General features: G+C 51.1%; 25 protein-coding genes, 1 rRNA gene and 1 riboswitch. Of the genes, 2 read left to right on the forward strand and 24 right to left on the reverse strand.

Annotated elements, in window-relative coordinates; all coding sequences use genetic code 11:
• Nucleotides 1-89: 89 nt before the first annotated feature.
• The 12 genes from glmU to ABID47_RS32820 form a co-directional block, all read right to left on the reverse strand.
• A complete protein-coding gene (glmU, locus tag ABID47_RS32765; RefSeq protein ID WP_163883102.1) occupies nt 90-1,481 on the reverse strand; it encodes a bifunctional UDP-N-acetylglucosamine diphosphorylase/glucosamine-1-phosphate N-acetyltransferase GlmU in 1,392 nt (463 codons plus the stop codon).
• A 123-nt stretch (nt 1,482-1,604) separates the two neighbouring features.
• Nucleotides 1,605-1,889 carry a septation regulator SpoVG gene (spoVG, locus tag ABID47_RS32770; protein WP_076176659.1) on the reverse strand — a complete coding sequence of 95 codons (285 nt, stop codon included), beginning with the start codon at nt 1,887-1,889 and terminating at the stop codon, nt 1,605-1,607.
• Nucleotides 1,890-2,083: 194 nt separating this feature from the next.
• A complete protein-coding gene (purR, locus tag ABID47_RS32775) occupies nt 2,084-2,914 on the reverse strand; it encodes a pur operon repressor (RefSeq protein WP_076176658.1) in 831 nt (276 codons plus the stop codon).
• 120 nt (nt 2,915-3,034) lie between these two features.
• Nucleotides 3,035-3,889 (reverse strand): 4-(cytidine 5'-diphospho)-2-C-methyl-D-erythritol kinase, encoded by an 855-nt coding sequence (gene ispE / locus ABID47_RS32780; RefSeq protein WP_116234468.1) that lies wholly within the window; start codon nt 3,887-3,889, stop codon nt 3,035-3,037.
• Nucleotides 3,890-4,202: 313 nt separating this feature from the next.
• Complete coding sequence (locus tag ABID47_RS32785) at nt 4,203-4,382, reverse strand: small, acid-soluble spore protein, alpha/beta type (protein WP_076176656.1); 180 nt, start codon at nt 4,380-4,382, stop codon at nt 4,203-4,205.
• Nucleotides 4,383-4,516: 134 nt separating this feature from the next.
• Entirely contained in the window at nt 4,517-4,792 is a 276-nt protein-coding gene (gene veg, locus ABID47_RS32790) for a biofilm formation stimulator Veg (RefSeq protein ID WP_076176655.1), read from the reverse strand.
• A 237-nt stretch (nt 4,793-5,029) separates the two neighbouring features.
• Nucleotides 5,030-5,929: a sporulation peptidase YabG gene (gene yabG / locus ABID47_RS32795; protein ID WP_076176699.1), complete on the reverse strand. Its 900-nt coding sequence runs from the start codon at nt 5,927-5,929 to the stop codon at nt 5,030-5,032.
• A 56-nt stretch (nt 5,930-5,985) separates the two neighbouring features.
• Nucleotides 5,986-6,876 (reverse strand): 16S rRNA (adenine(1518)-N(6)/adenine(1519)-N(6))-dimethyltransferase RsmA, encoded by an 891-nt coding sequence (gene rsmA, locus ABID47_RS32800; RefSeq protein ID WP_354503321.1) that lies wholly within the window; start codon nt 6,874-6,876, stop codon nt 5,986-5,988.
• Entirely contained in the window at nt 6,873-7,427 is a 555-nt protein-coding gene (rnmV, locus tag ABID47_RS32805) for a ribonuclease M5 (protein WP_354503323.1), read from the reverse strand. Before rnmV ends, rsmA begins: the two co-directional genes overlap by 4 nt.
• Before the next feature lie 227 nt (nt 7,428-7,654).
• Complete coding sequence (locus tag ABID47_RS32810; protein ID WP_354503326.1) at nt 7,655-8,824, reverse strand: ubiquitin-like domain-containing protein; 1,170 nt, start codon at nt 8,822-8,824, stop codon at nt 7,655-7,657.
• A 270-nt stretch (nt 8,825-9,094) separates the two neighbouring features.
• Nucleotides 9,095-9,321: riboswitch (cyclic di-AMP (ydaO/yuaA leader) on the reverse strand.
• A 205-nt stretch (nt 9,322-9,526) separates the two neighbouring features.
• Nucleotides 9,527-10,297, reverse strand: a complete 771-nt coding sequence (locus ABID47_RS32815; RefSeq protein ID WP_145029964.1) for a TatD family hydrolase — start codon at nt 10,295-10,297, stop codon at nt 9,527-9,529.
• 58 nt (nt 10,298-10,355) lie between these two features.
• On the reverse strand, nt 10,356-11,636 hold the full coding sequence (locus ABID47_RS32820) for an HD domain-containing protein (protein WP_089549468.1): 1,281 nt from the start codon (nt 11,634-11,636) through the stop codon (nt 10,356-10,358).
• 323 nt (nt 11,637-11,959) lie between these two features.
• On the opposite strand from ABID47_RS32820, the gene ABID47_RS32825 reads away from it, so the two are divergent.
• Nucleotides 11,960-12,214 (forward strand): AbrB/MazE/SpoVT family DNA-binding domain-containing protein, encoded by a 255-nt coding sequence (locus tag ABID47_RS32825; protein ID WP_036712714.1) that lies wholly within the window; start codon nt 11,960-11,962, stop codon nt 12,212-12,214.
• Nucleotides 12,215-12,518: 304 nt separating this feature from the next.
• Here the strand turns inward: ABID47_RS32825 and rsmI are convergent, their stop codons facing one another.
• From rsmI to ABID47_RS32875, 10 genes are all read right to left on the reverse strand, one after another.
• Nucleotides 12,519-13,403 (reverse strand): 16S rRNA (cytidine(1402)-2'-O)-methyltransferase, encoded by an 885-nt coding sequence (gene rsmI, locus ABID47_RS32830; RefSeq protein WP_354503330.1) that lies wholly within the window; start codon nt 13,401-13,403, stop codon nt 12,519-12,521.
• Nucleotides 13,400-14,167, reverse strand: a complete 768-nt coding sequence (locus tag ABID47_RS32835) for a tRNA1(Val) (adenine(37)-N6)-methyltransferase (RefSeq protein WP_076176648.1) — start codon at nt 14,165-14,167, stop codon at nt 13,400-13,402. Before ABID47_RS32835 ends, rsmI begins: the two co-directional genes overlap by 4 nt.
• Nucleotides 14,168-14,278: 111 nt before the next feature.
• Nucleotides 14,279-14,644 carry a DNA replication initiation control protein YabA gene (gene yabA, locus ABID47_RS32840; protein WP_076176647.1) on the reverse strand — a complete coding sequence of 122 codons (366 nt, stop codon included), beginning with the start codon at nt 14,642-14,644 and terminating at the stop codon, nt 14,279-14,281.
• Between the two features lie 29 nt (nt 14,645-14,673).
• Nucleotides 14,674-15,474: a PSP1 domain-containing protein gene (locus ABID47_RS32845; protein ID WP_076176646.1), complete on the reverse strand. Its 801-nt coding sequence runs from the start codon at nt 15,472-15,474 to the stop codon at nt 14,674-14,676.
• A gap of 45 nt (nt 15,475-15,519) precedes the next feature.
• Nucleotides 15,520-16,494, reverse strand: a complete 975-nt coding sequence (gene holB / locus ABID47_RS32850) for a DNA polymerase III subunit delta' (protein WP_354503333.1) — start codon at nt 16,492-16,494, stop codon at nt 15,520-15,522.
• A gap of 139 nt (nt 16,495-16,633) precedes the next feature.
• Nucleotides 16,634-17,077, reverse strand: coding sequence for a YaaR family protein (locus ABID47_RS32855; protein ID WP_076176644.1), 444 nt, complete (start codon nt 17,075-17,077; stop codon nt 16,634-16,636).
• A 15-nt stretch (nt 17,078-17,092) separates the two neighbouring features.
• Nucleotides 17,093-17,422 carry a cyclic-di-AMP receptor gene (locus tag ABID47_RS32860; protein ID WP_036712689.1) on the reverse strand — a complete coding sequence of 110 codons (330 nt, stop codon included), beginning with the start codon at nt 17,420-17,422 and terminating at the stop codon, nt 17,093-17,095.
• Nucleotides 17,423-17,597: 175 nt separating this feature from the next.
• On the reverse strand, nt 17,598-18,227 hold the full coding sequence (tmk, locus tag ABID47_RS32865; RefSeq protein ID WP_354503336.1) for a dTMP kinase: 630 nt from the start codon (nt 18,225-18,227) through the stop codon (nt 17,598-17,600).
• On the reverse strand, nt 18,224-19,909 hold the full coding sequence (locus ABID47_RS32870) for an aminotransferase class I/II-fold pyridoxal phosphate-dependent enzyme (protein ID WP_435530693.1): 1,686 nt from the start codon (nt 19,907-19,909) through the stop codon (nt 18,224-18,226). Before ABID47_RS32870 ends, tmk begins: the two co-directional genes overlap by 4 nt.
• Before the next feature lie 307 nt (nt 19,910-20,216).
• The gene (locus ABID47_RS32875; RefSeq protein ID WP_076176641.1) at nt 20,217-20,402 is read right to left on the reverse strand and encodes a sigma factor G inhibitor Gin; all 186 of its coding nucleotides are present in this window, start codon (nt 20,400-20,402) and stop codon (nt 20,217-20,219) included.
• A gap of 210 nt (nt 20,403-20,612) precedes the next feature.
• On the opposite strand from ABID47_RS32875, the gene ABID47_RS32880 reads away from it, so the two are divergent.
• Nucleotides 20,613-21,137, forward strand: a complete 525-nt coding sequence (locus tag ABID47_RS32880) for a hypothetical protein (protein WP_105442448.1) — start codon at nt 20,613-20,615, stop codon at nt 21,135-21,137.
• Nucleotides 21,138-21,238: 101 nt separating this feature from the next.
• Here ABID47_RS32880 and ABID47_RS32885 read toward each other — a convergent pair whose 3' ends face one another.
• Nucleotides 21,239-21,655, reverse strand: coding sequence for a hypothetical protein (locus ABID47_RS32885; protein ID WP_354503338.1), 417 nt, complete (start codon nt 21,653-21,655; stop codon nt 21,239-21,241).
• Between the two features lie 420 nt (nt 21,656-22,075).
• A 5S ribosomal RNA gene (gene rrf, locus ABID47_RS33585) occupies nt 22,076-22,153 on the reverse strand; the annotation flags it as partial.

The following is a 22,153-nucleotide window of genomic DNA, read 5'->3' on the forward strand; positions in this document are numbered from 1 at the left end:
CGTGCTGGTTCATTGAAATTCTGGCCTGCCTCCATGCCGCTTGAAACCATGTATCTCACACTTCCCGATAAGACGGGGACGCTTTACGTTTAAACCTGCTGCTTGCTTTCCTTCTTGGCTTTGGCCTTGGAGCGAATTTTCTCGGCATACCCAGGTTTATTCTCCTGGCGTTTTCTGGCGATGGCCAGGTCATTTTCGGGAACGGATTGTGTAATCGTCGAGCCCGCGACCACGTAGGCTCCTTTGCCCACTTTCACCGGAGCGACCAAATTCACATTGCTGCCGATAAAAGCATCATCTTCAATTTCAGTCATAAACTTATTATACCCATCGTAGTTGACCGTTATCGCACCGCAGCCGACATTGACATTCTTGCCTACCGTCGCGTCGCCGACATAGCTTAAATGCGATACCTTGGAGCCGTTATCGATCGTTGCATTTTTCACTTCCACAAAATCGCCGATCTTCACGTCTTCCCCAAGCTTGGATTTCGGACGCAAATATGCATATGGGCCTACCGATGTTCTAGAACCCACTTCTGCCTGATCCAGCACCGAATGCTTGATCGTCACGCCGTCGCCAATGACGGAATCGCTGATATCGCTCTGCGGACCGATCACGCAATCCTCACCGATAACCGTTTTTCCCTTCAGTACCGTGCCGGGATAGATCACGGAGTCGGCTCCAATGGTCACGTCGGCACCGATATACGTTGAAGCGGGATCAATGATCGTGACGCCGTTCAGCATATGACGGATATTAATGCGTTCCCGCATTAATCCTTCAGCCTCTGAAAGTGCACGGCGGTCATTAACGCCGATCGACTCAGCGTAGTCGTCGGTCACATAGCCGAGAACGGTTTCTCCCTCGCCTACAAGAATCCCGATCACGTCCGTTAAATAATATTCCTGCTGGACGTTGTTGTTCGTTACCTTCTCCAAAGCGGCAAACAATTTCGCATTATCAAAAACATAAGTGCCTGTATTGATTTCACGAACCGCATCCTCTTCCGGCGTGCAGTCCTTCTGTTCAACGATACGTAGTACGCTTCCGTCCTCGCTGCGGATCACGCGCCCGTAACCCTGCGGCTGGTCTGTATAGGCGACCAGTACGGTGGCGGCAGCGTTGTTGCTTTCATGCAGCTGCGTCAGTCCCTGCAGTGTCTCGGCTGTGACCAGCGGAGTATCGCCGCAGATGACAATGGTCGAGCCTTCTTCCGAGCCCAGTAAAGCTTTAGCCTGCTTTACTGCATGGCCTGTACCAAGCTGCTGCTCCTGCAGCACATATTCAGCGGCCTCACCCAGATAAGATTGGACAGCCTCTGCCCCGTGGCCAACGATGACAATGCTCCGTTCGCAGTTCACCTGTTTGACGGTATCCACCACGTGCCCAACCATCGGTTTGCCACAGACGGGATGAAGCACTTTGTATAGTTTGGATTTCATTCGTTTTCCCTGCCCTGCGGCAAGAACAATCGCCATTCTTTTCAAGGATCTTGACCTCCTACTCTAGAACTCGCTCAATACTGAATATATCGTATTATAAGCAAAAAGAAAAGAGAGCCATAGTCCTGGCCCTCCTTTCCTTGAACCCCAATTGTAAACTTAAGCGCCTTCCTCGATCACTTCTTCTTCACTGGCAGCGCGTTCATATTCCGCCAGGACGGCCGTTTGAATCTTCTCCCGGGTGCCGGAAGAGATTGGGTGGGCAATGTCGCGGAATTCTCCATCCGGAGTGCGTTTGCTCGGCATAGCAACGAACATTCCATTGTTTCCATCGATGACCCGAATGTCATGAACAACAAATTCGTTATCAATGGTAATGGATGCGATTGCTTTCATTCTCCCCTCGGAGTTAACGCGGCGGAGTCTGACATCCGTAATTTGCATGTGTGTGTTCACCACCTTTTTCCATCAGAGACTTGGTGTATAATTCCACACAGCATGCGCGAAATCCTCTTTTTTAAGTTAACAAAATGTCCTAAAATCAGGAATTTTTTTATAAGAATGTGAGTGTCGACAGACTTCGGAACTATTCGCCGATAAAATATTTTTATCGACAAAATCCGCAGGATTCTTCGACGTTAAGACGGATCAAAATAATTCCCCGGGCTCACAAATATTTCTTTCGTCTTTGGATCGACCGCCGTCAGTGTCGCCAGGGACACATAATCGTGCAGGAGCCGCTCCTCTGATTCCACCGCTCCCGACTCGACCAATACGCCTACGCCTGCGACTTCGGCATCAAATTCCGCCAGCAGATCTACCATGCCCTGGATGGTGCCGCCCGCCTTCATAAAATCGTCCACGATCAGGACGCGCGACTTTTCCTTCAGCGCCCGCCGCGAAAGGGACATCGTGTGGATGCTCTTATGCGATCCCGAAACGTAATTGATGCTCACGGCAGATCCTTCCGTCACCTGATGGTCCCGGCGCACGAGAACAACCGGCAGGTTCAACTGGGCCCCGGTGGCGTAAGCCAGCGGAATCCCTTTGGTCTCCACGGTCATGACCACGTCGATGTCCTTGCCGGAGAATGCAGTGGCAAAAATCTTTCCCGCCTCGTTCATAAGAGAAGGCTGTCCCAGCAAATCGGACATGTACAAATACCCGCCGGGCAGAATCCGGTCCTTCTGCTGAAGCTGGGAACAAAGATCGTTCGCAAACACCAGCGCCTGCTCCTTCGGCATTTTCGGAATATATTTCACGCCTCCGGCGGCCCCGGCCAGCGTCAGCAGGTCCCCGATGCCTTCCTCCTCAAACACTTCCTTGATAATAACCAAATCTTCGCTGATCGAAGACTTGGCGGCTCCGTATCTATCGGCAAATGTGGTGAGCGGGATCAATGTATGCGGTCTGGACAAAAGATACTGCGTCATCTCCACCAAACGCGCGCTTCGCTTTAATTTTTTCACGAAATACTCCTCGCTATCGCTGTATTCATCGGAATCTAAAGCAAAATCACCCAGAAAATCCGAATATTATAGTAAGAATATATCATTTTTGTACGGATTTGTACAACATGGTTGGCGAAGTTAGGTCAATAGGCGCACCGCATACACTTCTTTGCAAAAGCCACGCAGCCCGTTATAGATCCGTGCTACCTTCGATTCCTTGTACACCAGGCCGAATACGGTCGGCCCGCTGCCTGACATCAAAGCCCCGTCCGCGCCGAGACGCAGCATCCCTTCCTTCAGCTGCTGCACTTCGGGATACAGCCTCAGCGTCACATCCTCCAGCACGTTCCCCAGGCGGCTGCATACGCCATGAAAGTCTCCCGCTTCGATCGCGCCGATCATGCCTTGAGCCGACGGATGCTCTTTGACCTGCGCCGCTCTGAACTTGCCGTAGACCTCCGCGGTCGACACATTAATCGGCGGTTTGGCCAAAATCACCCAGCACTGCAGCGGATTCGCCACAGGCGTCAGCCTTTCACCCCGCCCGGTCGCCAGTGCGGTACCTCCAGTCACGCAGAACGGAACATCCGATCCGAGCTCCGCACCCAGCTTCTGCAGCTCCTCTACCGGAATGTTCAGATTCCACAGCCGGTTCAGACCACGCAGGGTGGCGGCGGCGTCGCTGCTTCCTCCCGCCAGACCTGCTGCCACGGGGATCTTCTTATCCAGATGGATATGCACCCCGCTCTTGACGTCATACCGGTCCTTAATCAGCCTTGCGGCCTGAAACGCCAAGTTCTTCTCATCCAGCGGTATGTATCCCGCCTGGCTTGAAATAATAATCGTATCCCGGGGCAAAGCCGACATCTCCAGCCGGTCCGCCAGGTCGACCATCGTCATAACCATTTCGACCTCATGGTACCCGTCTGGCCGTTTATGTAATACATCCAGCATCAAATTGATTTTGGCCGGTGCTTTTTCGTAAATTTTCAAGGCGTTCACCCACCCTCAAGATTCCCTCTATCTGGATTGACACAAGCCGCTTCGAATCCTTGGGATCAATCCGAAATCTGGAATGAACCTCAAGCTTTTTTTCTCTTGAGTTCAATCCAGAGATCTGGAATGAACCTCAAGCTTTTTTTCTCTTGAGTTCAATCCAGAGATCTGCAACTTCAAATCATTATATCAAACTGAACCAGTCAAGTCATTTTCCGTTTACAGACAAAGGGCGGAGCGGACACAGCCTTGAATTCAAAAACGGAGAACCTCCCGCTTGGGAGGCCTCCGCCGGCATTGCTGGTGTGAATCAGGATTTACGTGCGGCGGCCTGTTCGGCAAGCTGGATCGCTCTTTTTACCATGTTGCCCGCATCCTTGGCCTTAATACCTCCCCACCCTTCCTGCTGGACGGTTTCGTAAAATCCCAAATCCTTAGCCAGCTCATTCTTCAGCTCATCCGACATGACACTGCGGCGTCTGCGGCTCATGAACATCCTCCTTTGGTTCCATCGGAATTAGGCTGCTGCCATAAGTATTATCCCGCTCCCGACCGCTCCTCATTCCATATCCCTCTGCCAACTAAAAACAGCCCTCCATCAGGAAGGCTGTTTTGTCATTAAAGTTACGCTTTCTCCAACTCGATCCGGGTGCCGGTATTATCATCGCAAATAATAACCTCCACGGATTCCGTAAGAATATCGGCATAGCTGTATGAAACACGTTTAAAGGTTTGATGCTCTTGATCCAATTTCACAATAAAAACAGATGGGTACGTTTCTTCCAAAACACCAGTACGCTCGACGGTCTTGCGACGACCACCGTTAGCCCGAAGCGAAATCTTCTGACCCACGTGAGCTTCGAGATTGCGTTTGATTTCCAACAGCGTATTTTTAGCCATTGTCGACGACCACCTCTTTCCTTGTCCATTATAACTCGAAAAGATGGTTTTGTCAAATCAAAACAATAATTATATCAGCATCAATTTTATGTTGTCAACGAATTTTTTTGCGAAAACCCAGCTCATTTCTGCTTACACCCGGATAACAACAAAAAACCGCAATCCGCCGGCAGATTACGGTTCCTGCATTTCGTTATGCTGTCAGGTCAAGTGCTTTGCATGGCATTTCCGGATATGTTAAATGGCCGACGGCGTCACCTTAAGCTTGGTTAAGTCGTTAAGCCGGGGCAGGCCGATGCGGTAGCTCCCGCGGGTTTCAATGCCCCCGACGCCCTGCGTACCGCTGATCGTATTGTGAAGCACATCCGTCATATTGATCGTATCTCTAACCGATGTAAACGAAGCCTTGGCGGCAACATATACCGGATCCAGGGCATGAATCAAGATGCGCCCCGGAGAGCTGGCAAAGTTGGCTCCGGCCTGCAGCAGCGCCTCAAAGTGCGACTGGCATGCGCCGGCGATAATCGTCATCTGATCGTAATGGCGCTCAAACTGGCGCGCCACCTGAATCGCCCTGACGAAGTTTTGCGAGTTTTTATAGCTGTTCAAGCTGTACAAATCATGATTTTGGCGATGCTTCAGTACGCCGTCATGGCCCGTGATCACCACAATATCCGGCCGGACCCGAGGCAGCAGCCGGTACAGGGCGTCCGCCATCCCCGCCTCATTCACATAATGGCCCTCGGCCGGAACCCGAAGCTGCTCATACAGGCTCAGGCTCTTTTTCAAATAATTCGGATCTCCATCCAGATGAAGCACCTTCCCGGGGACTTCGAAATAAGCCGGCTCAGCTGTTCCCCATTCCCCGCTTCCGCTCAAGGTGGCCTGATTCCGCTGGGTCTGCTCCTGACGGTGACGTTTCAGTAAACTGAGCGACTCGTTTGCTCTAATATTTGCTTTCTCGGTTTTTTCGCTTACCGGCGCATAAGGGACCCTTACCAGATCATCGAGCGGCGAATCCGCCAGAAGTCTGAACTCCGTTCCCTTAATCACCGCTTCGTCCCTGCGCAAATCCTCGACGCGGAACGCGATATCGCCGCCGTAGGATCTGCGCACGACCAGGTCTCCAATATTCATGAACATCACCCCTACCCCATGGTATGGGCGAATCCCCCTATTGGTTCATCTTTTGTTTAATTTAAGCCGATGCCTTCCTTCCGCAGCAGGTTGCTAAGCACGGCATATTCCTCAATGCTGAGCGTCTCGCCGCGGCGGGATGGGTCAATTCCCGCTGCCTGCAGCAGCTGATCCAGGCGCTCCCGTCCCTCTGTGGGGAAGAAGCGGCTTTTCAGATTGTTCGATATCGTCTTCCGCCGCTGAGCGAACGATGCTTGTACCACCTCGAAGAAATGCCGCTCATCGTCCACCGCAACCGGCGGCTGTTCCCGCACGGCCAGACGGATCACTGCCGATTCAACGTTCGGCTGTGGAATGAATACCGTCTTCGGCACGATACACACCAGCTCCGGCACGCTGTAATACTGCACGGCGATGCTCAGGCTGCCGTAGTCCTTCGTGCCCGGCCGGGCGGCCATCCGGTCCGCCACCTCCCTCTGGATCATCACGACGATGTTCTCCAGCGGGAGCCGCTCCTCCAGCAGCTTCATCAAGATCGGCGTCGTCACATAGTACGGAAGGTTGGCCACGACGCTGACTTTGGATACGCCGGCAAAATTGCTCTTAAACAATGCAGCGAGGTCTGTCTTCAGTACATCCCCATGATGTACCTTTACGCCGGGGTATGGGGCGAGAACCTCCTCGAGGATCGGAATCAGCCTCTGGTCGATCTCAACCGCCGTGACGGCCCCCGCCTGCTGGGCCAGCTTCTCGGTCAGGGCGCCGATGCCGGGACCGATCTCCAGGGCACCCTTCGTGGAATCGAGCCCGGCCGCATCCACGATTTTATTTAAAATATTTTGGTCAATCAAAAAATTTTGCCCCAGGCTCTTCTTGAATGAAAAACCGTGACGCTGGATAATTTCTTTGGTTCGCCTTGGTGTGGCGATGTCGTCCATGCCGTTCACGTTGTCCGGCCTCCTTCATCTTCGATACGGGCAAGCGCATCCGCGAATTCTTCGCGGGATATTTGAAATATGGCGAGTCGCTTATAAAATTGCTTGCCGTTGCAGTAGCCAATACCGAGGAGGTTGCCCATCGCCATCCGCCGGGCGGCGGCATTCGGGTGCACCATCAGCCCCGCCTCCATCAGGTCCTCCATGTCGATCTGGCTTTCCGCCCCCTCATAAGAGGTGTGAACCCGCTCCAGAGCTCTGCGGATCGCCGCAGGCGAGGCGTTCTCAACACCGATATCCCCCTTGCGGGTAGCATCGGCCTCCGGGATAAACGCATGCTTGCAGCCGGGCACCTTGGCCGAAATGATTTTGCGGATTCTTTCGCCGGCGTGGTCCGGGTCCGTCAGCACAATGACCCCCCGCCGTTCCTGAGCCAGCGCGATCCGCTGGAGTATTCGCGCATTGATGGCGGAGCCGCCCGTCTCGATCGTATCGGCATCCACCGCCCGCTTCACGGCCACGGTATCATCCCGGCCTTCCACCACAATGACTTCTTTAATCATGATTTCCTGTCTTCCTTTCGAGTACATTATACCCGTCAATGCCGCCGGACAGCCAAGTCCCTGCAAGTGGGCATAAACCGTGATGCCTGTTCAGGTACTTTGCGGGGTCCCGGTATAGACAAACTGCTGTAAATTAACAACAAAAAGAAGAGGAATGCTCCTCTTCTTTAGCATGACATTTTCATGATCATAATACTATAACATTAGAATGGCAAAGTAAAACGAAATTAGTTCAGCTCCGGTTTGACCGGACCAATCACGTACACCTTAAGGCCGGATTTACGGCCAAAATTGCGTGCTTGCTGGACGGAATCGTAGTATATATCGATTTTATTTCCCTTAATGGCTCCGCCCGTGTCTTCCGCACGACGGAAGCCAATGCCTTCAATGTAAACCCACCATCCCAAAGGAATGACGCTTGGATCAACCGCAATCGTGCGGCCTTCCGCGACGCGTGTTCCTGTGGCGGTGCGTGTGCCGACTCCGGACTCGCCAGACGAATAAGCGGTCATGGATACTTTGATCAGCTTCTTGTAGGAAAAGTCAACGCCGGCCTTGCTGACCCGGTTGTTACTGCTGCTGCTGACCTTCTTCACCTTGGCAGGGGTAGAAGAAGCTTTGGCAACGGCTGTTTTGACTTCGGTCACTACGGGAACAGGCTTTTTCTTCGTGCCGACGGCAATGACCTTATCCTTGGTCACCGTCTCCACTTTTTTGCCCACCATCTTCATGGACACCAGCTTGCCGTCTTTGTACTTCTTCTCAATGTACTGCACCATGACGCCAGGAGCTCCCTGCTGAATCACCCGCGACTCGCCTTTGTAAATGCTGGGGTCGGAGGTTTTGACCACCCGGAAGGGGAGGGATTCATGACGCTGTACCACTTGTTTGTTCATCCGGACGATCCGGATGTCCGTGTTGGTGGAGACCGCCGTTTCGACAGCCGGAGTGACAATGTCCGTTTCCTTGACTTTGACGCCGGTTTCTTTCAGCACGTCGCCGACCGTTTTGGCCGTTGTATACAAATGCTTCGTTGCACCATCAGCCGTCACCTTCACAGGACTCGCGCGGTCGATCACGACCTTGTCGCCGTCGGATATAGCCCCGCTCAGCGGCATCGATATTTGGTCCTCGGGTTTCAGACTGATTTCCTGCTCATCCAGCATTTCTTGAAGTAAAGATGTATTGGTCTGTACAGATTTCATTTGACCGTCTACTACCAAATAAACTTGTTTTCGCGATTGACTGTACACGAGTAGCAAGATCATCAGGGTAACCGCGATTGAAACGATAGCTGCAGTGGAGATCTGGCGCAAATTCTCATGCTTCCATCGCAATGCGTAAGACATGCTGGAGATTTTTGAATCATGGGTCTTCTCTGGTTGGAAAACGCCCACTTTCTCGATCCTCCTTCATAGCCTCGCCGTCTAGAGTTATGCATGATTGTATTTGACGCGACTATACTCAATTTTTTACAAGAACCCACAGAAAGCATGCGTTCTTGCACCATGAACCAATCTCTCCATCATGATTTGTCACCTCCTGTTATACAACAGTATGATGACTGCCTCTCCTTTATTCAAAACAAAAGAAGCCGATAGAAAAGAGCTTACGAGGACTCTTTCGTGGCTTCCGGATGTCTGAATATCGGAATTGTCATGCACGAGGGTACCTCTCTTTATCCGCTTACGGGGTTAGCTGTCGGGTTCGGGCGAAAGAGAGCCGCCCTATTCGCGTCCTTACGCTCATGGCGTAAAGCCGTTCAATTCACCCCAGAGACCCAAGAAAGAAATCAAATACGTTTGCGAGCATGGGACCGCTTCCGGTCTGTCATGACCCACTCCAGTATTGGTTCCCCCGTTCTCCCATGCGGGAGACTCAGCGAGACTGGTTCATGAAAGCTGCGAAGGTAAGACCTTAACGACAGCTCAATGATTCACTGAAAAGATGATATCCTGTTTTGATGCATGTTGTAAAGCGGTAATCAACCACGTTTATTTGAAAAAGTGGTTAAAAAAATGTAATATTCGGCGTTTTGTTTGTTAAAATTCTTTAATCATTCGCTCATGCTCATTTTTTTGGCTGTTTTTCTCCCGATTTCACACAATTCCAAATCGTTCCAGCCCATTTCGGGTGGTAATCTGGGCAATTTCCTCCAGGTCAACCCCCTTAATCTGGGCTGCCGCCTCAGCGACCAGTCGGACGTTTGCCGACTCGTTTCTCTTCCCTCGGAAGGGGTGCGGCGTGAGATAAGGAGAGTCGGTTTCGATGAGCAGCCTGTCCATCGGAACCTGAGCCAGGACCTCTTTGGGGACTCTGGCATTCTTGAACGTAATAGGTCCGCCAAACGAAAGATGGAAGCCCATATTCAGGCACAGCTTCGCCGTTTCCCAGCTCCCCGAGAATGAGTGCATGACGCCGCCGACCTCGCCGGCCTTCTCTTCCCGTAATATTTTCACGATATCCTCATGGGCGTCCCGGTTATGTATAACAATTGGCATGTTGAGCTCTCGAGCCAGTCCAATTTGCTGGCGGAGAACCCTGTGCTGCACGTCCTTCGGCGAGGTGTCCCAGTAGTAATCCAGTCCAATTTCACCGATGGCCACCACCTTGGGATGACTGCATAAGGATGCAATCCACTCCAGATCGCCTTCCTGCATAAAAACGGCGTCCTGCGGATGCCAGCCTATGGCCGCATATATAAAATCATACGTTTCCACCAGCTTCATCGTCGATGGAATCGTCTCCCGGTTAAAACCAACGTTGATCATCCGGGTTACACCGGCTTGTACAGCATTATCAATGACCCGCTCCCGGTCCTCGTCGAATTGTTGCGCATCCAGATGGGTGTGCGTGTCGAACAGTTCCATGAATTTGAACTCCTTTCTTGTCGGTACCCCATGTTCCTTTTCGTACGGTATTTTGTCATTAAAGCTTGAAAATGCGGGAAATCGAAGGAGAAAGATCGGTTATCGCCTTTTCCAGTTTATCTTCCGGATAATACAAGTGATATTTCCCGCGGTGAATGCCGCTGATGGAACGGACAATATCCGACACCTCGGATATTTCCCGCAGCTGCTCCTGGCGGTCGAGCAGCAGGATCTGTTTCTGGCTCGACTCGTCACCCGGACGAAATACATCGTAAGGAAGATCGGTCGGAAAATCAATCTCCAGATCATATTCCGGGTTCATTCCGGCTTGTCCAAACTCCCGGCGGATTTCATCGATCATTTCCAAATCGACGGAGTCCATTTCTACATATTTATACAGTTTGCGGTGCATAAATCGGGTGCACAGCTCGCTGAGTATGCGGTCGTCCTCATAGGACCACTGGAGGAAGGCCGTTTGAATCAGCGCCTCGTCCAGCTTCAGATAAGCTTGCACGTCCAGTTTGTCTTCAAAGAGCTGCGGTAGCGGCTCGACCATAAAGCCAAATGGATAACCATCCTGGTACAGCTCCTTGGCCCGCCGGAATATTTGGCGCAAAATAATTTCTGAACTGCGGGTTACCGGATGGAAGTAGACCTGCCAGTACATCTGGTACCTCGACATCAAATAATCCTCCACGGCATGCATCCCGGACTCCTTGACCACTACTCTCCCCTGGTAAGGACGGAGCATCCGTAAAATACGGTCAATATCAATCGTGCCGTAGTTCACCCCGGTATAATAGGCATCCCGAAGCAGGTAATCCATCCGGTCGGCATCCAAGGGGCTCGAAACGAGGTTCACCACAATCGGTTTATCATAGGTCTTCGCGATGACGGCGGATACCTTGTCCGGGAAGTCCGGGGCGATCTCGCTCAAAATGTCATTCACTTCCGTATCTCCGGTGACAATCCGGCGCGTCCAGTCTTCATGATTCATATGAAAGGCCTCTTCAATCGAATGGGAAAAGGGGCCGTGTCCGAGGTCGTGCAGCAGCGCCGCACACAGCGTCAGCAGCCTCTCTTCTTTCGGCCAATCCGGATATCCGCTGCGCTCAAATTGCGAAATAATCCGCCGTGTAATCTCATATACCCCTAAAGAATGGGAGAAACGGCTGTGCTCCGCTCCATGAAACGTCAAATACGAGGTTCCAAGCTGCCGGATCCGCCGCAAGCGCTGAAATTCGGTTGTATTAATGAGCCTCCAAATCGTGGAGTCCTGGACGTGAATATAATTGTGAACCGGATCTTTAAAAACCTTTTCCTCACTTAGTGGGTTCATGTTCAGGTCAACTCCATTCATTTTGTGAAATTCGGGTTGTTAAGTGTTTTAATTTTGAAATATTTTTGACAATTAGTGTCGATACATGTCGAAATAAGCAGAATTAAGGTTTTCCAAATCGACATTATACTACCAAGGCGATATAATTGGAAAAGAATCCTGATATGAGTGATTTCCTAGCTGTTATGCTATTTGTAAGGTTATTGAACCAAATTTACTGGTTGACTGTTTTGGGAATCGTTGGTATTATTGATATCATTAAAGAGAGAACGTTGTCGAATTATGACATTTTAAAACTATGGCGAGAGGAGCAATGATCAGTTATGATGAAATCAACTGGTATTGTAAGAAAGGTAGACGAACTGGGTCGGGTAGTTATCCCCATTGAACTGCGCCGTACCTTGGGCATTGGAGAGAAAGACGCACTTGAGATTTACGTGGACGGAGAACGTATTATGCTCAAGAAATACGAACCGGCCTGCATCTTCTGCGGCAATGCCGAGAATGTTACTTACTTCAAAGGAAAAATTGTTTGTCACGATTGCATATCAGAAATCCCAACACCTGTGACAAATTAAGATTTTTAGTATATAATAAGAGTAATTCAAATTGTTAATTCTAACCTTTTTCATATCTCCTTGGTGTCTCCTCGGCTCAGAACCCGGCCGTGGGAGGCATTTTTTTTGATTGAAGACGATATGACCGCTCCAAGGAGAAGAGGAGCAGCCGCACGACGTCCCACCCCGGCTGCTTCCATTTTGCCACAAATTCCCTATCTTCGGAAAAACTTTCATCCCTATAAAAGGCGACTGTCTTTTCAAAAATGTGGTTTATGCACCCAATCTCTCTCTTTTACCTACTGCTCCCTCACCACTGCATTCATTACAACAGCGCGTTATATACATCCCTTTTGGAAACGCCGCGGTCGGCGGCTGCCTTCTTCATGGCGTCTTTCCTTGGCAATCCTTCCCCTTCGTAATGCTGCACATGCTCTTCCACGGTCAACTCCTGCCACCAAGCATCCCGCTGCTTCTGTTCCTCCTTCGGATCCGCGCCTTCCAGAACGAGGCAGTATTCGCCAAGCGGGGCATGCTCCTCCAGATACTCGAGGCACTCTTCAATGGTTCCCCTGACAAACTCCTCATATCGTTTGGTCAGCTCACGGGCAAGCACAATTCTCCGATTGCCGAGAAATTCAAGGATGGCCTTGAGTGTCTTCATTACCCGATGAGGCGATTCGTAAAACAGCAGCGTTCCGGATGCCGCCTGCAGCGGCTCCAGCACCGCTTGAATCTCTTTGCGTTCCCGGGGAAGAAAACCGATAAACGTAAAGCGCTCGGTCGGAAGTCCCGACACGATCAGGGAGGATAACGCAGCATTGGCACCCGGGACCGGGATAACGGAAATTCCTTGTTCCAACGCCAGCTGGACGAGGTCGGCCCCGGGGTCGGAAATCGCCGGCAGACCGGCATCGCTGACGAGAGCCAAATTTTTTCCTTCTATTATATAGCGTATTAATTCGGGTCCGCTTGCCGCCTTATTATGCTCATGATAACTGAACAACATAGACGGGGAAATGTCGAAATGGGTGAGCAGCTTTCGCGTCTGCCTTGTATCCTCTGCGGCGATGATGTCACAGGCCTTTAGCGTGTTTACCGCCCGAAACGTCATGTCCTCCAAATTGCCGATGGGTGTGGCCACCAGGTATAACGAACCCGGCGCGCCCTCTTCTTTTTCCTGAAAACTGCTTTGTATGCTCAGACTCATTCTTTTCCCTCTTTAGCTCCATAATAAATATCCAGAATTTCCGGACAGTAGCTGTTATTCTCATTATATACAATGAGCGGTGGCAGCAACCGTACCTCCGGCTTGCCCTCCCTCATCGCCTCGACCAGCACCATATTCGCCTCCAAATGGGCCCTCGGATGAACGAAGCGAATCCGTTTCGGCTCCAGCCGATGCTGCCGCATCAGCGATATAATGTCTGCAAGCCGCTGCGGCTTATGAACCATGCTGACTTTCCCGCCGGGCTTGACCAATCTGAAGCAGGTCTGAATAACCTCTTCCAGGGTGCAGCTGATTTCATGGCGGGCGATCGCCTGGTGAGGATTCAGCTTGATATCGCTGCCGTTCAGCGGCATATAGGGCGGATTGACCGTAATAGCGTCATATACGCCGTGCCCGGTCTCCTTGTGCAGCTCCCGCAAATCGCCTTCACGGATGAGAACCCGGTCATTCAAGCCGTTCAGCTCCACGCTCCGCCGGGCCATGTCCGCCAGACGGGGCTGAATTTCAATACCTTCGATGGCCGCCGCGGTACGGGTGGTGAGCAGCATCGGAATGACGCCGTTCCCCGTACACAGGTCGAGCACTCTCCCCTTGGCCGGAATTCCCGCGAAGCGTGCCAGAAGCACCGCATCCATGGAAAAGCTGAACACTTCGTCGCTTTGGATAATATGCAAGTCGTGCGTCAGCAGATCGTCGAGACGTTCCGTCGGCCGCAGACTTACCTGTGATTTATCGATTTTCATTCTTCATTTTCCTTCTCTGCAGCATAGGGTAACCTTCCTTGGTACTTTACATAAAACCATTGTAAACCATAAAAACATTGAAAAAAAACCGTAGGGAGTTATCCTACGGCTTCATTTATTCAGAAAAGACAGGCAGAAAAGGCAATCGCCTTCTGTGCGCAAATGTCCATAATAGACGTTGCATATATGGAAACCTTCGTGATACAGCCTCGCGAGGTTGTCGTATCCTTCCCCCACCACGTCTTCGATCTCATGCTCCTGCTCTGCTGTGGCATGGGCCGGTTGTGGCAGCGGGGATCCTTCCTCCGGTATGGCTCCTTTTAATATTTTGCGCAGCTGCTCATTCTCCAGGCTCAGGCGGTTGTTTTCCTCCAGCAGCTCTTTGATGAGAAGCTTCATTTCACCCAGATCACTGTGAACCTGCTCCATTTGTGTTTCCATCTCTTGAATGTGTGCAAAAATATTTTTCTTTTCCAAGTTTCCACCCCGAAAGTAACCTCTACGGTTTACTTGATGACAACATCATCCAATGGCAGTTCCTTGACCTTGCTGATTTCAAACAGCTGGACATGGACGCTTCGGCTACCGGCATTGATACCGACCACTTTGCCTTCTCCCAACGATGTGATGACGATTTTGCCTACTGATGGCAGCTCTTCCTTCACACTTTCATAATTATCATGCTCATATTTCAGACAGCACATGAGTCTTCCGCACAAGCCGGAAATTTTGGTCGGATTCAGCGACAAGCTCTGGTCTTTAGCCATCTTGATGGATACAGGCTCGAAATCGCCGAGCCAGGACGAACAGCAAAGGATGCGACCGCATGGGCCAATACCACCCAGCATCTTGGCTTCGTCACGCACACCAATTTGTCTAAGCTCAATCCGAGTCCGGAAAATACCGGCCAGATCCTTGACGAGCTCGCGAAAATCCACTCTTCCCTCAGCCGTAAAATAAAATATAATTTTATTTCGGTCAAACGTAAATTCCACATCCACCAGCTTCATCTTGAGGCCGTGATCGCGGATTTTATTTAAACAGGTGGCAAAAGCATCCTTGGCGGCCTGCTTGTTCTCTTCCACAACCCGTGCGTCAGAATCACCGGCGATCCGGATGACCTTCTTCAGCGGGAGGACCACATCGGATTCCTGCACCTCTTTTTTTCCAACGACAACCTTGCCGTATTCGATACCGCGCGCCGTTTCGACGATAACGCTGTTATCCTTCTCAATCGGGAAATCGAGCGGATCGAAGTAATAAATTTTGCCCGCCTTTTTAAAACGGACACCCACTACACTGTACAAAAACTAACCCCCTTATATGCCAGAGACCATTGGCTAGCCTTGAAGCTATCCTTCCAAACCGATTAAAAACTGTTCAAGACAGAGTTGGCTATTCACATTGTAGCGCAATTTCTTCCTGCATTCTGCGGCTAAATCCATATAGGAGACCCATTGTGCCGTGCTGCGGGTTAAAGCATGTGTAGACAAAAAGTCCAACTGATCTATGAAAACGATACTTTCGTGCTTACCGTACTGGACGTGAAGCATATCTCTGAACCACAAATGAAACAAATTAAGCAGTGTATCCAAGTGATCGGATAACCCGGCTTTGAACACCTTCTGCCCTGCGGTCACCAGAGCGGAGCTGCCTCGGCCTAGAGCTTCCTTCCCTAATTGTAACACTACGTTTCTAATTTCTGCAAACCAATTCTGTTCCATCAGCTCGCGGCATCCGTCCAGTCCCGACGATAGGTGAACGGCGCATCTGGCAAGCGGTGAAGGGTATCCTTCATCCACCAGCGTCTGCAGCATCAGCCCGGGGCTGAGCGGGGTAAAAGGCACCAGCTGCGCGCGCGACTGAATCGTCGGGAGCAGAGCCTGTCCATTCTCCGTAATCAAAATCGCCACGGCCGGAATGGGCGGCTCCTCCAGAAACTTCAGCAGGCTGTTGGCCGCCTGCACGGTCATCGTATCAGCCTGGTCGATAATATATACCTTCGGATTCTTTGATTCCGAGCGATAGGAAAAGACCCGCTGTAAGTCGCGGATCTGGTCGATTTTGATAGACGATCCATCCGGAGCAAGGAGATGAAGATCGGGGTGATTGCCGTGCTCTACTTTGCGGCATTCGAGGCATTGTCCGCAGGCGTCGTCCTCAAGCGTAGTACAGAAGAGTGCTTGGGCAAACGTCCGGGCCGTCTTCATCTGCCCGCTCCCCGCTGGACCGCTGAATATATAAGCATGGCTGACGGAGTTTCGGCGAAGGGCGTTTTGCAGCATTTGCTTTGCCGCATCCTGACCCGCAATATCTGCAAAAGACATATTTCCTCTCTTCCCAATATCGATGGACCGGAAGACGGATCGCCTGGCCGGCGCATCGATGTTACAATACGGCATTCTATCTATACCTATAGTTTATCATGTACGAAGGGCTTTACCTATTCCTATTTCTTCTAATCTGTCAGAACATCAAATTGATCAGCATACCTCGGATTTCCCCAATCCGCTGCAGCAGCTCGATTTTTCCCTGTTCGCTCTCCAGCATATCGTCGGCCAGTCCCAAAAGGGCCGAGTCGATTTCATCAATCAGATTGTAGCGCTTGCCCCGGCCTCTGCGGTCCCAGCCACGAGCTTCCTTCATCCGGACTCCACGGCGGACCGTATCCTCCAGAAACCGTTTGACCAGCATACGGTAGGCCTTCAACTCGCGGATTGTCATCGATCTGGCGAGACGGTCTCCCTGCATCTGGATCTCTTTAAACCGGCGGTCAAGCTCCTCCTGTGATACCTTCTCGCCGTGCTGCTGCATGATATCGGAAAACGATTTGGGCTGAATCTGCTTCGCATTGCCCTCGTTAATCTGCAAATCGCTCTTTAGGGGTCTGAACCCCGGATTAATCTTCAATGGATATCTCCTGCCTTAAAAATGTTCGAAACGGTCAACCGGCAGAACGAACACGGTAGCACCGCCGACCTGAACCTCTACGGGGAGCGGCAAATATGAATCGGTCGTACCGCTCATCGGGGTTACGGGAGTAACGAGCTGTTCCCGAACTTTACAGCTGCTGCGGATGACGTTCATCACGGCTTCAACCTGGCTGTCATCCACCCCGATCATAAATGTGGTGTTACCTGCCCGCAAGAACCCGCCGGTACTCGCCAGTTTCGTCGCCCGGAAGTTCGCCTTGACCAGACCTGCCGACAAACGGTTGCTGTCCTTATCCTGTACAATCGCAACGATCAGTTTCATCTTGCATTCCCTCCTCGCTTATTTAGACCTGCCCATCCATATAGATTGAACCAAAGTAAGATGTAATAATCTTTTAAAATTACATTGATGTCCACATATGCATCATTAATTTAGTTCATTCTATATAGCTGCAGGCTGCTACTGTACTTATTTGACAAAGATCCTCAAAAATCCTTTAAAATCGCTCCTGAAGCACACGGATGATATCCTGTTCCACGTCAGACTGCTCTTTGGAAGCATCAATGACGACGATGCGCTCCGGATAACGGGATGCGATGATATGATAACCCTCCCGTACTTTCTGATGAAAAGATAAACCTTCAAGATCCAGGCGGTTGACCTCGCGTCCCTGATTTGCCGCAATCCGCTGCAGTCCGGTCTCCGGCTCGATATCCAAATAAAAGGTGAGATCCGGCATCCGGTCATGAATGGCGAATTGATTAATGGCCCACACTTCATCCATGCCGAGTCCGCGGGCATATCCTTGATAAACCAGGCTGCTGTCGACGAATCGGTCGCAGATCACCGTGAGGCCTTTCTCCAGGGCAGGCTCCACCTTTTCAGCAAGGTGCTGTCTTCTTGAAGCGGCATACAGAAGCGCCTCGGTTCGGGCATCCATGGCCGTATGGGACGGATTCAATATAATTTCCCGAATCTTCTCGGCAATTTCAATGCCTCCCGGCTCTCGGGTCATCATATAGGGGATGGCGAGCCGGTTAAAATATTCACCAATTTTTCCGATCACGGTTGTCTTCCCGGACCCTTCGCCTCCTTCCAGTGTAATAAATGCTCCTGGACCAGTCATAAATGGCTTCCCTGCTTTCTGTTTTTCTTATATACAATTATAGTTAGTAGATTCGGATCTGCCGCCCCCTGGCACTTCGCTCCCGCATTGGACAGGACGCGAAGCCGTGCTGCCGTATCCTCGGTGATCCGCTCTCCCGGATACAGAAGCGGAATTCCCGGAGGATACGGAATGATCATTTCTGCAGCGGTTCTGTCCGCGCAATCCTGAAGGGGAACCCTCTCGGTATCTTCAGCAGGTATGGGCTGCAGGCCGAATGGAATGGGCTCTGAGACGGTGGCCTGGGCTAAAATGTTCCACGTGGAAAATTCGGCAGGGCTGCCTTGCGACTTGGGCGGGCTGGACGCTCTCGTTTGACGTAAATCACCTTCCGCCTCCGCCTCCGCCTGAACGGAATGGCGGCTTTCAGCTGCCGGTGAGGCATCTGCTGATCTCTGGGCGTCCGCCTTCTCTACAGTTATATGCCGGAGGGCATCCAGAAGGTGACGGGTGTCTTCCTCGGTAGATCCCAAGCTGTACACCAGGACGACGTATCGGTCATCGCTCATCTCCGGTACGCAGCCATACGCCTCAAGCCGCTCCTGCAGCTCATACCCGCTCAGGACACCGGTGTCGTCATAAATGACGACCTTGAAGGGGTCCTGAGCGGTATATGCGGCTGTCGGAGGGCGGATGGCCGCCTGCGCAGTGCTGCCCGCCGATGCTGCGCCGGCGGCGTCTTGGGGCTGCTGCCCCTGCGGGTGCAGCAGCTTGAAGCGCGGCAGCTCCGCCAGGCCGCGCACCAGGGCGTCCACGGCGGTGAGCCCCGCCGTGAAGGCGCCGGCGCCCTGCACATGCAGCAGGCGCCGGGCCAGGTCCAGCGAGCCCATGATCGGGTACGATGGGCTCGAGCTCTGCACCATGGCGAGCCGCTGGCGGAGCAGGCCGCGGTCAATCCGCGGCCCTTGGACGTGCAGCATGGCTCCCATGGTGAGCGCGGCCAGCATTTTGTGCGTCGACTGTACGACGCCGTCCGCTCCGCTGGCCAAGGCACTTCCGGGCAGCCGCGGATGCTGCCCGTAGTGGGCGCCGTGCGCCTCGTCCACCAGCAGCGGTACCCCGTGCTGGTGGCACGCCTCCGCAAGCGGCGCCAAGTCGCTGCCCATGCCGTAATAGTTCGGCATGGTGACCAGCACGCCCTTGGCCTGCGGATAGGCGGCCAGGGCGGCGTTGACGGTCTCTGCGGACGGGGCTACTGCCAGTCCACTGACCGGATCGGGCTCCGGCTGGATAAAGACCGCCTTCGCCCCCGCCAGCATCAGTCCATGGATCACCGATTTATGGACATTCCGCTGGACGATCAGCAGATCCCCCGGCTTGCTGCAGACCGTCAGAATCAGCGCTATATTTCCGGATGTACTCCCGCCGACCAGGAAGAAGCTCTCCTCGGCTCCAAAACAATCCGCCGCCAGCGCTTGCGCCTCCCGGATTACGCCCTCCGGGTGATGCAGATCGTCTGTCCCTGTGATTTCGGTCAAATCCGCCTGCAGCACATCCTGCAGAAATCCGGCTCCCCCGGATTCGGTATAGGCCTGTCCTTTTTTATGTCCGGGTACATGAAATGAAGAATAGGCTTTATCTTTCATCTCCTGCATCATCTCGTATACAGGTGCACGTTCCTTGTTCACATGTTGCTTTTTCATCCCCAGCCATAATCCCTTCCGGTTTCAATCTCTACCCTATTTTATCGCATATTGAATCATCCGGCTAACGGTCACCGTATAAAGTCACTAGAAATAGTGGGTCATTTACTTAATAAATGAACAATTTGCGCAACAGCTTGAAAAGAAACGTCTACCGACGTACATTCGTGGTAGCCAGACCACATGTATCAATTGTTTCTCTTGCGAACCAGGGGCGGCTGGGTCCCCGCAGCTTATATGTGCTTATAACCTTTTTCTATGCAAAAAAGGGACAGCTTCCCACTGTCCCCCTGTACAAAATACCTGCTTACGCGTTGGTCTGTAAATTGATTTGTCTCATCTGATGGATAAAATAATGATATTTGGCGTCTTCGGCATTTGTATGCACCATTTCACATTCGCACTCTTCGCAAATAAATTGTGATATAATGGTGATTCCTTCTTCTTTGACTTGCCCGCAAATAATACAGACGTGTTCGGTTTGATTTTCCATCAACCATCCCACCTTATTTCATTAATTACTATCAAGTATGACTCATTTTCTATTATTTTAAACCTTTTCATAGTGGTTTCATATCCCCCTTTGATTCCTTACATACATATTCCCCGCAATCCCCGCGAGTGTCTGTACAGGAATTTTAAAAAAAGTCTTTCAATCAGCCGATATATGAATTAAAGACCTCTAGGAGGTGGAGCGTTCTCCATGCCGGATGAGAATCACGTTAACGCAACCTTTTACCACTATAAATTAATCAAAAAAATACCGGTTTCCCGGCTGCTCGTGCGCCTATATCTACTTCTTCCCTACATAGCTGTGATTTCATTCATGATCATCATTTCCTGGACCAGCTGCTTCTATTTTGTTCTCGCCGCACCGGTTATGCTCTGGATTCATTATGTTATCTCCCGATCGGTTTTGCTGTTATCAGGAACACCGTTTCGTAAACGATGGAAATTTTCGCTGCGGCTGCCTTGGCTCGGATATATCACCGATCAACATATCAGCTACCGCCTGTTTCGGAGAGTCTATATCTATATCACTGGATTTGGCCTGCTCCTGCTGGCTGTGATCATGTTTTGGTCACCGGTTCCCTTCACACTGTCCTTGCTGTTCTGGCATCTCTGGTTCCTGCTTCCGCAATATTATGCTTTTCTTCGTTTATTGAAGCAGCGTAAAGACGGTATGATTAAACTGAACGCACAGGACATCTCCTATTATCAGCAGTAGCCACTCGTCATCATTATGATGAACTTGAAAGTCCCTCTTACACAGAGGGGCCTTTGGCTTGCACGCATAATTAAAAAACCCGCATCCTTGGATGCAGGTCACTATAAATCGGTATCCACACTTTCAACTGTCGCCTTTCCCTTAGTTAAAACGGTCACCGTAAAATAATCTTTATGAATGGTTAAGTTAATTACCCGGCTTTGCTTCTCAAAAACGTGCGAGTTCCCTTCGGCCTCCTCCGTTTTTTCCTTCCAGCCCCACTCTTTGATTTTATTCAAGTAAGCTTCCGGAATCTGCTCATCTTCCTTGAGGCCTTTCATCGAGTAGCGTACATAGTCTAATTTAGAATTACCGGATGTCCGATCAGTACGGTTCGCTTCCTTCGGTACCGGAAAGGTTTTATCGTTCGCAGCTCCTTCAAAGGATGACCACGAGGGCTCGCTTTTCATACAGCCGGTAAGCAGCAAACAGACGACTCCAAACACAAGAAGAGCATGCAGCCACGGTCTATTGAGCATGTATGTCCTCCTTATATCGCAAAAGTAATAATTATTCAGTTTTCTTAGGCACCCCCAAACATGTACATACATATTATACTGACTACTTCTGCCCTGTCGGTAACAAAAATGTTACTTCGTTTAGAGAGTATACAAACCTTATGCATGATAGCGAATAGGCAGCTGCGGTGTCTCGATCTTTTCTAATGACAAAAGATTCATAAACCCATATCATGTCCATCCCAATCCTATGTTCTCAAGACTTCCCTAATGGCCAATTTTATGATGCCGCCTAGTCTACAGGATGCATTCCATAATTAAAAAATTCAATCCTTCTTGTTAATGAATACGACAGGATCTGTATTTCATAACCCATTTCCTCTCATACACATCATTAAACACAAAAAAACCACCGTTGATATTCATCAACAGTGGTCCTTCGCTTGGCAACGTCCTACTCTCCCAGGACCCTTCGGTCCAAGTACCATCGGCGCTGGAGGGCTTAACGGTCGTGTTCGG

Origin of the sequence: Paenibacillus favisporus (genome assembly GCF_040545415.1) — a bacterium.
Lineage (GTDB): Bacteria > Bacillota > Bacilli > Paenibacillales > Paenibacillaceae > Paenibacillus_AQ > Paenibacillus_AQ favisporus.